14 protein-coding genes are annotated in these 13,509 nt (G+C 56.8%); 8 read left to right on the top strand and 6 right to left on the bottom strand.

Translation table 11 applies throughout. The features are described 5' to 3' along the window. Window positions 1–37 precede the first annotated feature (37 nt). The 5 genes from lptF to bfr all read left to right on the top strand — a co-directional run bounded on the left by lptF (window position 38) and on the right by bfr (window position 3,706). On the top strand, window positions 38–1,111 hold the full coding sequence (lptF, locus tag ACT3RQ_RS09085; protein WP_444621812.1) for an LPS export ABC transporter permease LptF: 1,074 nt from the start codon (window positions 38–40) through the stop codon (window positions 1,109–1,111). Next, window positions 1,111–2,175 (top strand): LPS export ABC transporter permease LptG, encoded by a 1,065-nt coding sequence (gene lptG, locus ACT3RQ_RS09080; RefSeq protein WP_444621813.1) that lies wholly within the window; start codon window positions 1,111–1,113, stop codon window positions 2,173–2,175. Before lptF ends, lptG begins: the two co-directional genes overlap by 1 nt. After that, window positions 2,168–2,632 carry an RDD family protein gene (locus ACT3RQ_RS09075; protein ID WP_444621814.1) on the top strand — a complete coding sequence of 155 codons (465 nt, stop codon included), beginning with the start codon at window positions 2,168–2,170 and terminating at the stop codon, window positions 2,630–2,632. Before lptG ends, ACT3RQ_RS09075 begins: the two co-directional genes overlap by 8 nt. Before the next feature lie 201 nt (window positions 2,633–2,833). Beyond that, the gene (locus tag ACT3RQ_RS09070; protein WP_087109929.1) at window positions 2,834–3,040 is read left to right on the top strand and encodes a bacterioferritin-associated ferredoxin; all 207 of its coding nucleotides are present in this window, start codon (window positions 2,834–2,836) and stop codon (window positions 3,038–3,040) included. Window positions 3,041–3,220: 180 nt separating this feature from the next. Then, the gene (gene bfr / locus ACT3RQ_RS09065; RefSeq protein WP_172118571.1) at window positions 3,221–3,706 is read left to right on the top strand and encodes a bacterioferritin; all 486 of its coding nucleotides are present in this window, start codon (window positions 3,221–3,223) and stop codon (window positions 3,704–3,706) included. Window positions 3,707–3,795: 89 nt separating this feature from the next. On the opposite strand, the gene ACT3RQ_RS09060 is transcribed toward bfr, so the two are convergent. The 6 genes from ACT3RQ_RS09060 to sodC all read right to left on the bottom strand — a co-directional run bounded on the left by ACT3RQ_RS09060 (window position 3,796) and on the right by sodC (window position 11,404). Beyond that, the gene (locus ACT3RQ_RS09060) at window positions 3,796–5,559 is read right to left on the bottom strand and encodes an ABC transporter permease subunit (protein ID WP_193056462.1); all 1,764 of its coding nucleotides are present in this window, start codon (window positions 5,557–5,559) and stop codon (window positions 3,796–3,798) included. A gap of 13 nt (window positions 5,560–5,572) precedes the next feature. Continuing rightward, window positions 5,573–7,093: an ABC transporter substrate-binding protein gene (locus ACT3RQ_RS09055; RefSeq protein WP_444621815.1), complete on the bottom strand. Its 1,521-nt coding sequence runs from the start codon at window positions 7,091–7,093 to the stop codon at window positions 5,573–5,575. A gap of 127 nt (window positions 7,094–7,220) precedes the next feature. Continuing rightward, complete coding sequence (locus ACT3RQ_RS09050) at window positions 7,221–8,096, bottom strand: ABC transporter ATP-binding protein (protein ID WP_444621816.1); 876 nt, start codon at window positions 8,094–8,096, stop codon at window positions 7,221–7,223. Next, window positions 8,096–8,926 (bottom strand): ABC transporter ATP-binding protein, encoded by an 831-nt coding sequence (locus ACT3RQ_RS09045; protein WP_193055423.1) that lies wholly within the window; start codon window positions 8,924–8,926, stop codon window positions 8,096–8,098. The genes ACT3RQ_RS09050 and ACT3RQ_RS09045 overlap by 1 nt, the downstream gene beginning before the upstream one ends. 264 nt (window positions 8,927–9,190) lie before the next feature. Next, window positions 9,191–10,654 carry a carbon starvation CstA family protein gene (locus ACT3RQ_RS09040; RefSeq protein ID WP_444621817.1) on the bottom strand — a complete coding sequence of 488 codons (1,464 nt, stop codon included), beginning with the start codon at window positions 10,652–10,654 and terminating at the stop codon, window positions 9,191–9,193. Between the two features lie 201 nt (window positions 10,655–10,855). After that, window positions 10,856–11,404, bottom strand: coding sequence for a superoxide dismutase [Cu-Zn] SodC (gene sodC / locus ACT3RQ_RS09035; RefSeq protein WP_444621818.1), 549 nt, complete (start codon window positions 11,402–11,404; stop codon window positions 10,856–10,858). Between the two features lie 171 nt (window positions 11,405–11,575). On the opposite strand from sodC, the gene ACT3RQ_RS09030 reads away from it, so the two are divergent. From ACT3RQ_RS09030 to ACT3RQ_RS09020, 3 genes are read left to right on the top strand one after another with little or no spacing between them, the layout of a single operon-like run. Next, window positions 11,576–12,349: a pseudouridine synthase gene (locus tag ACT3RQ_RS09030; protein ID WP_444621819.1), complete on the top strand. Its 774-nt coding sequence runs from the start codon at window positions 11,576–11,578 to the stop codon at window positions 12,347–12,349. Between the two features lie 12 nt (window positions 12,350–12,361). After that, on the top strand, window positions 12,362–13,285 hold the full coding sequence (tcdA, locus tag ACT3RQ_RS09025; protein ID WP_444621820.1) for a tRNA cyclic N6-threonylcarbamoyladenosine(37) synthase TcdA: 924 nt from the start codon (window positions 12,362–12,364) through the stop codon (window positions 13,283–13,285). After that, window positions 13,282–13,500, top strand: a complete 219-nt coding sequence (locus ACT3RQ_RS09020; RefSeq protein WP_444639767.1) for a DUF1653 domain-containing protein — start codon at window positions 13,282–13,284, stop codon at window positions 13,498–13,500. Before tcdA ends, ACT3RQ_RS09020 begins: the two co-directional genes overlap by 4 nt. Window positions 13,501–13,509: the final 9 nt, after the last annotated feature.

Raw genomic sequence — 13,509 nt, 5'->3', positions numbered from 1 at the left:
ATTGCATGGCATCCTGCACGATTAGCCGGAGAGGGCATTGATTTTATTTCGGTACTTAACTCGCGAAGTGTTACTCACCATGTCGGCTGTGGCAGGGATCTTACTGCTGGTCATTATGGGCAGTCGTTTTATTCGTTACTTCTCTGACGCGGCGGAGGGAGATATCCCCGTTACCATTCTGGGTAGCTTGATGGTGTTTCATCTACCTGGCTTTATGGAACTGGTGCTGCCGCTTGCGTTTTTTCTGGGCATCCTGCTGGCCTATGGCCAAATGTACATGAACAGCGAAATCACCGTAATGGTGGCCTGCGGCATGAGCCCTCTGCAGCTGTTGCGGGTAACGTTGCTGCCCGCCTCGGTAGTGGCGGTGCTGGTGGGCTTTTGTAGCTTGTGGCTAACCCCCGCCGGGGCGTTGCAAACGGCAGCAACGCTTGAAGAGCAGCGCAGCCGGTTGGATGTATCGGTACTGGCGCCCGGGCGATTCCAGGATTTCGGTGGTGGGCGTACCGCTTATATCAGCGATTTCAGCAGCGACGGCACCGAGATGCAGGAGGTGTTGGTTCATGAACGGCCTAATACAGAAAACCCACATAGCTTTGTTACTCGGGCCGGTTCGGGGTATCAGGAAACGCGCGCTGAAACGGGCAGCCGCTTTTTAGTATTGGAAAATGGCGAGCGTTACGGTGTGGTGCCGGGACAGCAGGATGCCCAGCGGCTAACGTTTGAACGCTATACGATGCGCCTGGGGTTAAGTCGCGGCCTTCAGGAGTTTGATTCTATTGAGTACGCTACCACCGCGGCGCTTTGGGATGACCCTAACCCACGCGCCCAGGCGCAGTTTCAGTGGCGTACCGGTTTGCCGTTCATGGTCTTTGTATTAGCGCTCATCGCCCAGCCGCTTTCTCGGGTGAACCCACGCCAGGGCCGGTTTGCCAAGCTACTACCGGCGGTGTTTTTGTATGTGGCTTATTTGAGCTTACTGCTTGCAGCGGTCGATGCGATTGGCAGTGGAAAGCTCTCGCCATTGGTTGGCGTTTGGCCCGTGCATCTCTTGTTTTTAGGCCTCGGTTTGCTGCTTTTGTGGCGCTCACAACGTAAGGGGATGCGCTAATGCTGGCTGATCGTCTGGATCGTTACATCGCTCGCAACGTGCTGGGGGCAATTATCGTTGTGCAGTTCGTCCTGCTGGGGCTGGATATCACCATTGCCTACATTGGCGACCTGAGCGATGTACAAGGGAATTTTACCGCGCTTGATGTGTTTCTCTATCTGCTGATGCGCGTGCCTTGGCGGTTTTATCAATACGCGCCCGTAGCGGTACTGATAGGCGCGCTCATTGGCTTGGGAAGTATGGCTTCCAGCAACGAGCTGACCGTGATGCGTGCTTCAGGTCGTTCGCTGGCGCGCATCGTTTGGGGCGTGATGAAACCGGTGTTGCTGGTGGTTGTGGCCGTGCTACTGGTTGCTGAGTTTGTAAGCCCGCGCACCGAGCAGTTTGCCGAAGCGTGGCGGCTTGAGCAGCGCCAGGGGGAAAGCGCTCAACCCGCCAGCCGTAGCGGCTGGCAGTTTGAAGACGACAGCGTTTACCGATTTGGTGCCATACGGGCCGATGAGGTCGTGCTTGATTTAACCCGCTACCGGTTTGATGGGCGCCGCCTGGTGGAAGCCACCCACGCTGACCGGGCGCACTGGGAAGAGGGCGCCTGGCGGCTTGCAAACATCACCACGACACGTATCTATGATGACCGCACTGAATCCGACTATCAGGCCAGTGCTGTTTGGGAAACACAGATTACGCCGGTGCAGTTAGAGCGGCTGCTGCGCTCGGTCGATAGTCAGGCACCCAGCGAGCTATGGGCGTATTCACGCTACCTTCAAGAGCAAGGCTTAACGGCGGATCAACCGCTGTTGTACTTTTGGCAAAAAGTCTTAATGCCCCTCACCATGGGATCGCTGGTATTGATAGCGGCGTCCTTCGTGTTTGGCCCGCTGCGTACTGTAGCGGCAGGGACTCGCGTCTTTTATGGCGTCGTGACCGGGCTGTCATTTAAATATATGCAGGATCTGCTTGCGCCTGCGTCGACGATCTTTGGGTTTTCGCCCGTATGGGCAGTGCTGGTGCCAACACTCGCCTGCGCTGCTGTTGGGGTTTACTTCCTGCGCCGTAATGGCTGACGTCATGGGCGCTGGTTTAGGTCGCCGCCTGGGGGCTCTGCTCTACGACAGTGTGTTGGTAGTGGCGCTCTGGCTGACCGTAACAATCGTCCATCTGGCTTTTTTTCGACTGGTGTTGGGGCAGCCCGTTGAAGCCGTGGGGGCTTCTGCGCTATCGGTTTGGAGCCTGCGCGCGCTGTTACTGGTCTCCGTCACTTTTTTCTTCTGCTTTTTCTGGTCTCGTAGCGGCATGACGCTGGGTATGCAGGCATGGCACCTGCGCGTGCAAGCACCGAGCGGGCAAAAAATCACCCTTAAGCAAGGCCTTGTTCGCTGTGTCACGGCTTGGCTTTCGCTGGCGGCGCTGGGCATGGGCTATGGGTGGGTGCTTGTCGATAAGCAGCGGCGCAGCTGGCCAGATATCGCCTCTCATACTTGCACGGTAATAGTACCGAAACGCCAGAAAACCTCTGACTAACGAGTGTGCTCATTACGTTAATCAGAGGTTTCCGTGGGCAAAATTCGTATTAGGTGTTTCGCAACTAAATAACTAACAATCTGAATTGAATAATAAAAGCTAAATGCTAAGGGCAATCACTGCTAAAGAGCATCTTTTTTTACTTGCAAAGATATATGCGAATCATTTACATTCACCTCATGTGATTAATGAGGTGTCGCCATGTACGTTTGCGTGTGCAAGGGAGTAACCGATCATCAGATACGTCAGCAGGTGAGCGACGGAGCGCGCAGCTGGCGAGAAGTACGTGAAGCCACCGGCTGTGCGACCCAGTGCGGCAAGTGCGCTTGTATGGCTAAATCGCTAACGCGTGAAGCGGTACAAAATGCCCGTTTGGAAGCCGATATGAGTCTCGCTTACGCCGTATGACGCGAATCACTCTTGTTAGAGTTATCGTTAGCAAATAACTGATTTGTTTGAATTTTTTGATCTCTTCTTTATACTCTCAGAAAGCTGGGAGTATGCCTTTGCGTGGCCTATACTCCTTTGTTAACGTAACTGTTTGATTGCTTAGATGAACTCTCAGCATTACAACGAAAAGGTGACGTCATGAAAGGTGATCCCCAGGTAATTCAGCATCTCAACAAAGCGTTAGGTAACGAGCTTATCGCTATCAATCAGTACTTCTTGCACGCCAAGATGTACAAGGATTGGGGCCTAAAAGCACTCGCCAAATGGGAATATGACGAGTCCATTGAAGAGATGCAGCACGCCGATAAGCTCATTGAGCGCATCCTGTTCCTGGAAGGTATTCCTAATCTTCAGGACTTGGGCAAGCTGCACATTGGCGAAAATGTTAAAGAGATGCTCGAAAGCGATCTGCGTATTGAGCACGACGGCCGTAACGACTACATCGAAGCCATCACGTATTGTGAAAGCGTTAAAGACTACGTTTCACGTGATTTGCTGCGTGACCTGCTCGCCGATGAAGAAGAGCACATTGACCATATCGAAACCGAGTTGAAGTTGATTGAGCAGGTCGGTATTCAGAACTACATGCTGCGCCAAATGCAGCTGGCGGGCGACCACGAGTAAGCGCTAGCCCAGCACTTATTGACGACCGCTCACAAAAATGCCCCCGACAGTGTCGGGGGCATTTTTTTGCCTGTCATGAGTGCTATTGCCTAACGGGCGGGCTTGCTTGACCCCACAAAACTTGAAAGCGATACCGCCAGTACCGAGAGCAGCACCAGCGCCAGCGCAGGAATCAGCACCGCCCAGGGCGCACGCTCAATGTACGGCATACCTTCTGCCAGCACTAACCCCCACTCTGGCGAAGGTGGCCGTGGCCCCAGACCCAAAAAGCCCAGTGCCGCAAGCGCCAGCGCAACCCCAGGTAAGCGCAGCATGGCGTGGCGAAATACCGGGCCAATCACCGCAGGAAGAATATAGCGGCCCATCAAGCGCAGCTGCCCCACTCCTAGAAGGGGCGTTATGCGCACGTGGGGCTGGGCTTTTGCCTCGGCGACCAGCGCTGCTGTATGCGCCGCCAGGGGGGCCCAGGCCACCGCGGTAACCGCAATAACGGCGCCGCTGGTGCTGGGGCCCATCAAACCGGCGACGATAAGACCCGCAATGGTGGGCGGCGTTGCCTTGGTAATCTCTATGGGGCCGGTGGCAAGCTTGGGTGCCAGGCCAATCAAGAGCCCCAATATCAGCGTGAAAAATACTACCGCAACCGCCATGCCAATCGTGGAGAGCGCACCATGGGCCACGCGGGCCAGAATATCGCGCCCAGTGCCGTCCGCCCCTAGCGGCAAGCCAAGGCTGGGTGTTTCCAGGCGCATAAAGGCCGAACTAAACGGGTCGCGGGTAATGCCTGCAATCACTAGCACACATAGCAGAAGAACCGCGACGCTCGGGACGATCCACGCTCGCCGCGATACGCTTTGCTCGGTGTGGGTCACGGGCAGTGCGCCCAGCCTAAATGCCCGGCCGAGCAGCAGCGCGCGGCCAATATTGGCAAGGCTGCCCAGCACAATCGCAATCACCAGCAGAATAAGAATGCCGGTTTGCAGTGCAGGCATGTCCTGGGCTGATGCCGCTCCCAGCGTTGCCCGGCCAAGGCCCGGAATCGAAAACACCTGCTCAACGGCTATCGCACCGCCGGTTAGGCCGACCATGACCATACCCACCTGGGGCATAAGGCTTGGCAGCGTACGGCGCAGAACGGAGAGCGTAATACGGCGATGAGAGAAGCCCGCCACACTCCAGGTGGCCACCCAACGCTCGGTAAAGGTGGCCGAGAGGCCATCGCTGAACAAGCGGCCCAGCAAGCCGCCTGCGGGAAGCCCCAGCGCCAATGCGGGAAGCACCGCGTAGCTCAAGCCGCGCCAGCCATAGGGCGGCAGCCAGTTAAGCCAGGCGGCAAACACTACCAGAAGCAACGAGGCGAGTAGAAACTCCGGCAGGGCCGTTAATGCCGCGCCCACGGTGCCAGGCGAGCGGCTAATCTGGCCACGCAAACCTTGCCGCACCACTGGCAGGCAAATAAGCGTTGCGGTAACCACCGCCACCAGCATAGCAAAGCTCATTAGCAGCAAGGATACCTGTGCGCTTTTTAGCAGGCCGGGCAGCACCGGCGCGCCTGAAATCCATGAGTTACCTGCATCACCCTGCAAAAGCCCCAGCAGCCAGTGCTTCAGCATCTCCAGCGGCCCGGATTCCAGGCCCAACTGAGCACGAATGGCCGCCAGTGCTTCTGGTGTTGCCTCCTGTTCGGCAGAACGCGCCCGCAAGATGCTGAGCGCCGGGTCGCGGCCTGAAAGCCAAGGCAGTAGCCCCACCAGAACCACAACGCCTGCCAGTGTCACTAGGCGTGACAACAGGGGAATAAACGGCTCGATGCGTAAGCGGCGCCACAGGGGCTGTGATGTTGCGTTAATCATGCGTGGCGCGCCTTCAGGACTCGCTATCAGTATCGATAGCGGTTTTTTCGGTGATCAGCATGCGTTCACGCGGGTCGCGTTCGGCGTTGCTAACCCGTGCTGATTCCCCCTGAATGACCCGCTCGTGGAGCATCGGGATCGCCGCATCGGTGCGCAGAATAGCGGCTTCAGCGTCGATAATCGCTTGGCGGCGTGCTTCACCGGTGGGCTGCTGTGAAGCGTTGGCAAGCGCCTCATCAACGGCCGGGTCGCAAAGCTGGGCGATATTGAAAGAGCCTTCGCAGGCGAAGTCGCTGTACATGTAGGCCACCGGGTCGCCAGAATCCAGCACAGTGGCACGCGACAGGATAAAGGCATCAAACTCACCGGCTAACGCGTCGGATTCAATATGCGCGTACTCGCGTACTTCCTGCGTCACCTTGAAGCCAGCCTGGGTCAACTGCTGCTCAAGCAGGACGGCGACTTCCGGCAGCTCAGCGCGATCAGTAAAGGTCGCCAGAGTGATTTCGATGCCCTCTGGTGCGGCAGGCGCGGTACGGTCGTCTATTGAGGTGCGGTAGTCGCTTGCCCAGGCCAGTGCCGGACCCAGTAGACCTTCGGCAATATCGGCACGACCTTCGTAAACGGTCTTCACAATGGCCGAGCGATCAATCGCTTCACGCGCGGCCGCTCGCAGGCCGGGGTCCGCCATGGGGCCTGATTGGGTGTTCAAATACAGCGTGTTGGTGCGCGGCATGGGCACTTCGTGCACCAGCGCCTGGTCCAGCAGCGCCACTTGCGATACCGGAATGGCTTCTACCGCATCGGCGGTGCCGGTTCTCAGGGCAGCGGCGCGCGCCGTACCGTCGGAGACATAATCCGCATCGATACCAGCAATGGCGGCGGGCTCGCCCCAGTAATCATCAAACCGGTCAAGCGTGGCGCTGGTGGTGCCATTGATCTCTTTCAAAACAAAAGGGCCGGTGCCTGCTTCGATGGGATTTACTCGGCCATCGTCGCCATAGGCGCTAGCGGCTAGAATCGCCAGCTGCGGGCTGGAAAGCCGGTTGGCAATTAGTGGGTCGGCTTTCTCGGTACGCACCAGCACGGCATTGTCGCCATCGGCTTCAATGGTCATGTTGACGCCGTCCAGAATACGCGGCTTGGGGGCTGCTTGAGTGGCGGCTGTCAGGGAGTTCACGACGTCGTTGGCGGTCAGCTCGGTGCCGTCGTGGAAAACCACACCGTCACGAATCACAAAGCGCCACGTTTGATCGTCCACTTGCTCCCACTCGGTCGCCAGGAACGGCTGCGGGTCACTGTTGGTATCCAGACGAACCAGAGTTTCAGCGTTACTCCAGCGCGATAGTTTAAACGCGTCGTCGGATAACGGACTCAACCCTGAACGCGGCGGCTGAAGCATCGCGACGCTAATTCGCTCGTCGGCGTCTGGTGAGGCAGAGGTTTCATCACGCTGATTATCAAAGCAGCCAGCGAGTAGAAAAGGCGCGGCCAGGACAGCGGGTAACGATAGGCGAAACTTGTGGCGTAGCATTGGGGAGTCTCCATGTCAGGAACAGAAGTAGACGTTAACAACAGCCGCCAAACGTTCGTAAGCAAACGCTTGGACGCCATGTTGGCGAAACGGATTATTCGTCGCGGATAGGTTGTTTATAAGCCCGCTATACAAGCGCCCCCACGTCCGTCGGACGACAGTGCGGGTAAGCGCAGGTAGGCAGTTGAGAGACGGCCTTGATCAAATCAAGCGTGATGGGATGGCGAGGTGTGCGCCAAAGCTCTGTGGTAGGGCGGTCTTCAACAATCCTGCCGTCGTCCATTACCAGGGTGCGCTTGCAAAGGTTGGCGACCACGGATAAATCGTGGGACACCATCAGCAGGCCTGTGCCGTTCTCATCGCAAAGCCGCTTCAGCACGTTAATCACCTGGGCGCGCACCGGCAGGTCAAGCCCGCTAAGCGGCTCGTCGGCCAGTAAAAAGCGCGGGCGGGTAGCGATGGCTCGGGCAATGGCTACCCGCTGCGCCTGGCCGCCAGAAAGCTCATGGGGTTTGCGGTCCAGGAATGAAGTGCCCAACCCCACGTGCTCAAGCGCTTCCTGGGCGCGCTCAATCGGGTCGCACTTCACCTGAAGGCGAATCAGCGGCTCAGCAACCAGTGCGCGCACGCTCATTCGCGGGTCAAGCGAAGAAGCCGGATCCTGGGGAATATACTGAACCGCTTGGCGGTACCAGCGCAGGCGGGCCGTGGACGCGGGGCGCACTACTTTATGTTGGCAGGTAATTGACCCACTATCAGGCGCTTCAATGGCTAGAAGCGAGCGTAGTAGGGTGGTTTTACCCGAGCCGGACAAGCCCACCAGCCCCACACGTTCGCCGGGGTAAAGTGTAAGGTCAACATTGTTGATGATGTGCTTACGCTCACCTGCTCGCCAAAACACCTCACGTGGCAGCGTGACGCTTTTATTAAGCCCGCGTGCCGATATAAATGCTTCTCTACCCACGAGTGCTTCCTGACGACTAAACGGTAGGGGGCTTTGCATCAGGCGCTCTTTAAGTAATCAACGGATAGAGGTTCGGCCACGCTCGTGAACTCGGCTGGCTGTACGCTGTGTGCCGCGGCCACTAACTCTTGAGTAAAGCGGTGTTGTGGGGCAGTAATCAGCGTATCCAGCTCACCGCTTTCAATCATGACGCCGCGCTCGATAACCACCGCGCGTTGGCACAGCTGAGCGGCGGCGTGAAGGTCGTGAGTGATAAACAGCAGAGACGTGGCCGTTTTGCCGGTATGTTCGCGCAGGGCGCGGAGTACCTGCGCCTGGGTGACGACATCCAGTGCGGTCGTAGGCTCATCAGCAACGAGCAACGAGGTTTTACAGGCCATGGCAAGCGCGATACACACGCGCTGGCGTTGACCACCGGAAAGCTCGGCAGGCGTGCGTTTAATCAACCGCTGAGGGTCAGGAAGCCCCATCGCTTCCAGTAACGCAATAACGGCCTGCATGGCCGCTTTACGCGATAAGCCGTGGTGGCGCGTGAAGGGCTCGCGCAGCTGGGAGCCGATAGTCACCAGCGGGTTGAGCGCCGAAAGCGAATCCTGAAACACCATGGATACGCGGGTTTCATTGCGCCGCTGTGCAGCAGGGGTGTGAATAACGTCCTGGCCAAGAAGGCGAATGCTTCCCTGTACCTGAGCATTAGGCGGTAAAAGCCCTAACACCGCTTTCGCGGTAAATGATTTTCCCGACCCCGATGCGCCCAATAGGCATACGCGCTCATCGGCCATCACGTCAAAGGAGAGGCCATCAACCACCGGCTGTTGGTCAATTTGAATGCGCAGATTACGCACGGATAAAACGGGGTCGCTGCACATTGCCAACATCTCAAATCAGGCCATTAAATCGCTATTAATGGTTATGATATAACGTTTTCTATGAGGTCGACAATATGCCGTAATAAAATCCGGGGGCAGAGGAAGAGAGTAATAGAAAGAGAGTAATAGAAAGAGAGTAATAGAAAGAGCAGGTGCGGGAGTGATGAAAAATGTAGCAGAGATGACAAAAGGATAGACACAAAAAAAGCGCTGACGGTGCAGCGCTTAATGCATACCGGGCAGCAGGCTGCCCGGGGGATGGATTTATTTGGAGGAGGCCGCGAGAACGTCTTCGCTAAAGTTCGTGGCAGGCTCATCGACCGTAAAGGTCGCGCGGCTTAAACGACGTACACGCTTCATAAACAGGGCGATGCACACCAGCGTACCCAGTGCCGCCACCACATAGCTCACCTGCAGTGGCAGGCCAAAACCAATCGGCGCATAGGCGATATAGGTAAAGGTAGCCATGGTCATGAAGACCGCCGGAATTGACGTAATCAGGTACGGTTTGCGCGATAGCACCAGATACATCGTGGCGACCCATAGCGCGATCACGGCGGTGGTCTGGTTTGCCCAAGAGAAGTAACGCCACAGTAGCGTGAAGTCCATGTGGGTGAGTGCGTACGACACAACAAACAGAGGTACGGCGATTAGCAGACGCTTAACGATCGGGCGCTGATCAATTTTCAGGTAGTCGGCAATGATCATGCGTGCGCTACGAAACGCGGTGTCGCCAGAAGTGATCGGAAGAACGATAACGCCCAGTACCGCCAGCGTGCCGCCGACGGCGCCAAGCATGGTGGTGGATACTTCGCTTACCACGGCCGCAGGACCGCCCGCTGCCAACACGTTAGAAAGGCTTTGGTCACCGTGGAACAGGCTCATGGCTGCTGCTGCCCAGATCATGGCGATAATGCCTTCGGTGATCATCATGCCGTAAAAGATTTTGCGCCCGTTAGTTTCGTTCTGAGTGGTGCGAGAAATAATGGGCGTTTGCGTGGCATGAAAACCCGAAAGCGCGCCGCAAGAAATCGTTAAGAACAGTAGCGGGAAGATAGGTGCGCCTTCGGGATGCATATTTTGGAACGAAAGCTCAGGAATCGGCGCGCCCGTCACGATCATGCCAATGCCGATACCCGCTGCGCTGAACAATAACAGCGCACCAAAGTAGGGGTAGATGCGGCCGATCACCTTATCAATCGGTAGTAGTGTCGCAATCAGGTAGTAGACAAAAATCGCCATAATAATCAGGGTAAGTGATATCGGCGTCATATTGTCCAGCAGCGCGGCGGGGGAGGTGACAAATACGGTACCCACCAGCAGCAGTAGTAAAATCGCAAAGCCATTAACCACGTGCTTCATGACTTTACCCAGGAACTTGCCCGCCAGTTGAGGCAGGTGAGCGCCGTGGTTGCGAATCGAGATCATGCCCGTTAGATAATCATGCACCGCACCGGCAAAAATACACCCAACTACGATCCAGACGAAGGCGACCGGACCGTAAAGTGCGCCAAGAATAGGGCCAAAAATGGGCCCGACACCGGCAATATTAAGTAGTTGGATAAGCGAGTTACGCGTTGTGTTCATCGGTACGTAGTCGATGTTGTCACGCATACTATAGGCAGGCGTTTGACGCTTGCGATCAGTGACAAAGACCCGTTCAACGAATTTACCGTAGGTAAAATAACCCACGATTAACAGCAGTATCGAGACGATAAAGGTAATCATGTTGGGCACTCAGTGGTCAGGGGATAATGAAAGACGACAGATGAAAAATCAGCTAGGGCGCTGATTAGTTGGCAGAATGTACAGTGTCGTTAAGCAAACCGCTTTAAGACTTTAGTGGCCCACTGAGCGTAATGACACACATCAATATGAAAACGGGCAGCCTTAGGCTGCCCGGTCATCTTCTTGCAAAACGTAAGCGCGTTATGAAGGTGTCACACCGCAGAGCATGCGCGCACCACCGCCACCCAAGTGTGGCTCGTCTTCATACGTGTCGCCGCCCTCATGAATAATCAGGGCGCGGTCTGTTATGTCGTCCATGCTCAGCCGAGGTGCCAGCACGGGCAGGTTCGCTTCCCCATCGTCGTTGACGGTCAGTACCGGCAGGTCACCCAAATGGCCTTCGCCATAAGGACCCTGATGAGTATCGGTATTGTCCGGGTCGTAGTGGCCGCCGGCGGCCTGGGCAGCGGTCATTTCGCCGTCATCGTTTTCGGCCGGTTCGCAGCTGGGGTTCTGGTGCAGGTGGAAACCATAAATACCTGGCTCTAGACTGGTGATGGAGGGCGTCAGTAACACACCTCCGAGTTCGGAGCTTTCAATCGTCACGGTACCGAGCGCATCGTTTACACCTTCGGACGTTACCTCGTGCATATTCACTTCAAGCGATTCGCTCTCATTGGTTTGAGCACTAGCGGTAGTGGCCAGTAGCAGGGCTGCGGCGATACCGGTGAGCGGAGCTGAATAACGCATGGTTCGTTCTCCTTTCCTGTTCCGTGGAAGCCCCCGAAGGGGTGCCTTTACAAGGTAGTTGCCGAGTCCCCATGTTGCCAACGCTGGTTGGCTAGCTTTAACCTAACGTTACGGATGACATCAGCCTGCCCAGCCGCGACAATAGCGCCTCGTTTTTACCCAGGAAGTGCTATGTTGCCGCTTAGAATCCTCTATCAGGATGAGCACCTTGTCGCCGTGCATAAGCCCGCCGGGCTTTTAGTACACCGCTCGGCGCTGGCACGGGGTGAAACGCAGTTTTTGTTGCAGCAGCTGCGTGATCAGATAGGCAAACGCGTTTATCCTGTGCACCGGCTGGACCGGCCGACGTCGGGCGTTATTGTGTTTGCCCTCTCCTCGACTGTCGCCGGGCTTTTAAGCGAAGCGTTTAGTGAACGCCAGGTCGAAAAGCGCTACCTGGCGGTGGTGCGTGGCAAAGCACCTGATGAGGCGCGTCTGGACTATCCGCTACGTGAAGAGGATGGCTCGCGGCCTAAAGCAGAAATGCCTGCGATGCCCGCCATGACCGATATACGCCGCCTGGACAGTGTTGAGCTTCCCGTTCAGGTCGACCGCTACCCAGTAGCCCGTTATTCGCTTATGGAGGCGCGCCCGCTTACCGGGCGCCGCCATCAAATTCGCCGCCATTTATCCCGGCGCGGTTACCCCATCATTGGTGATGCTAAGCACGGTAAAAGCGTCCACAATCGCTTTTTTGCCGACCAACTGAATGCGCCACGCTTGTTGCTGGCGGCTACCCATTTAGCCTTTGATCATCCCGTGCGGGCTAAACGGGTTGCGCTAACCTGTGCCCTGGATGACACCATGACCGCCTTATTCCATCATTTAGGCTGGGCAGGCCACCTGCCGTTGGACAGCGTGCGGACACCGCCGCTGACAGCGCCTTCTGCCCTTCAAACGCTTTAAAAAGAGCTTGCCATGTCTACTACGCCTTCACATCCACCGGTTGCCCCGGCAAGTGCTGTGCCAGCCTCTGCTGGCACGGCTTCTAACGACCATGTTTCTAACGACTATGTTTCTAACGACTCTGCTCCTAACGACTATGAGTTACGGTTTGGCGGTATTCGGCGCCTTTACGGGCAGCGCGCGGCTACCGCGTTTCGCCATGCGCATGTGGTGGTGGTGGGCGTAGGTGGCGTAGGTAGCTGGACAGTGGAGGCGCTAGCGCGCTCAGGTATTGGTAAGCTTACCTTGATCGACCTGGACGATGTGTGTGTCTCCAACGTCAACCGTCAGTTGCACGCGTTGGATGGCACTATCGGTAAACCTAAAGTGGATGTGCTGGCGGAACGCTGTCGCCTGATTGCGCCTGACATCGACATCGTCGCTGACACGGCATTTGTCACCCCCACGAACCTGGCCGAGCGCATTCCCGAGGACGCCGACCATGTAGTGGATGCCATCGACAGCGTTATCGCCAAGGCCGCGCTGATTGCCTGGTGCAAGCGGCGTAAAATCCCGATTACCGTGACCGGTGCCGCCGGTGGGCAAACCGACCCCACACGTATTCAAGTGGCCGACTTAACCCGTACCGAGCACGACCCGCTGTTATCCAAAGTGCGCTCGCGCCTGCGTCGGGATTACAACTTCTCGCGCAACCCCAAGCGGCGCTTCTCGGTCGAGTGTGTTTACTCCGACGAGCAGCTGGTGTATCCCGGTAGCGACGGTGAAGTGTGCCTACAAAAGCCCGGCAGTGGCGATGCCACTCGATTGGACTGCGCCTCGGGCTTCGGCGCGGCCACGTTCGTCACCGGCACGTTCGGCTTTGTCGCAGCCTCCAAAGTGCTCGAACGCCTGGCTAAAAAAGCCAACCAGCCAGCCACTCAGAAGGAAATCCAATGACCGCCCCCGTTCCCGGTATTTACCGCCACTATAAAGGCGCACTTTATGAAGTGGTTGGCACTGCCCACCACAGCGAAACCGAAGAGCCACTGGTGATCTACCGCGCCCTTTATGGTGAGTACGGGCTGTGGGTGCGCCCGCTTGAAATGTTTGCCGAGACCGTTACTAAAGAGGGCCAGACCCAACCACGCTTTGCGCTTGAAAAGGCGTTTTAGAGCACTCTT

The sequence above is a fragment of the Halomonas sp. AOP43-D1-4 genome, assembly GCF_052446175.1.
GTDB lineage: Bacteria > Pseudomonadota > Gammaproteobacteria > Pseudomonadales > Halomonadaceae > Vreelandella > Vreelandella citrativorans.
The sequence above is the reverse complement of the archived record's forward strand: the minus strand, read 5'-3'. Positions and strand labels throughout refer to the sequence as shown.

Excerpts from the sequence above, each read along its gene's own strand:
- ACT3RQ_RS09075 (WP_444621814.1), top strand. The coding sequence starts at position 2,168 with ATGGCTGACGTCATGGGCGCTGGTTTAGGTCGCCGCCTGGGGGCTCTG.
- tcdA (WP_444621820.1), top strand. The coding sequence starts at position 12,362 with ATGTCTACTACGCCTTCACATCCACCGGTTGCCCCGGCAAGTGCTGTG.
- sodC (WP_444621818.1), bottom strand. The coding sequence starts at position 11,404 with ATGCGTTATTCAGCTCCGCTCACCGGTATCGCCGCAGCCCTGCTACTG.
- lptG (WP_444621813.1), top strand. The coding sequence starts at position 1,111 with ATGCTGGCTGATCGTCTGGATCGTTACATCGCTCGCAACGTGCTGGGG.
- ACT3RQ_RS09070 (WP_087109929.1), top strand. The coding sequence starts at position 2,834 with ATGTACGTTTGCGTGTGCAAGGGAGTAACCGATCATCAGATACGTCAG.
- bfr (WP_172118571.1), top strand. The coding sequence starts at position 3,221 with ATGAAAGGTGATCCCCAGGTAATTCAGCATCTCAACAAAGCGTTAGGT.
- ACT3RQ_RS09040 (WP_444621817.1), bottom strand. The coding sequence starts at position 10,654 with ATGATTACCTTTATCGTCTCGATACTGCTGTTAATCGTGGGTTATTTT.
- ACT3RQ_RS09020 (WP_444639767.1), top strand. The coding sequence starts at position 13,282 with ATGACCGCCCCCGTTCCCGGTATTTACCGCCACTATAAAGGCGCACTT.
- ACT3RQ_RS09050 (WP_444621816.1), bottom strand. The coding sequence starts at position 8,096 with ATGCAAAGCCCCCTACCGTTTAGTCGTCAGGAAGCACTCGTGGGTAGA.
- ACT3RQ_RS09060 (WP_193056462.1), bottom strand. The coding sequence starts at position 5,559 with ATGATTAACGCAACATCACAGCCCCTGTGGCGCCGCTTACGCATCGAG.
- ACT3RQ_RS09045 (WP_193055423.1), bottom strand. The coding sequence starts at position 8,926 with ATGTGCAGCGACCCCGTTTTATCCGTGCGTAATCTGCGCATTCAAATT.
- ACT3RQ_RS09055 (WP_444621815.1), bottom strand. The coding sequence starts at position 7,093 with ATGCTACGCCACAAGTTTCGCCTATCGTTACCCGCTGTCCTGGCCGCG.
- ACT3RQ_RS09030 (WP_444621819.1), top strand. The coding sequence starts at position 11,576 with ATGTTGCCGCTTAGAATCCTCTATCAGGATGAGCACCTTGTCGCCGTG.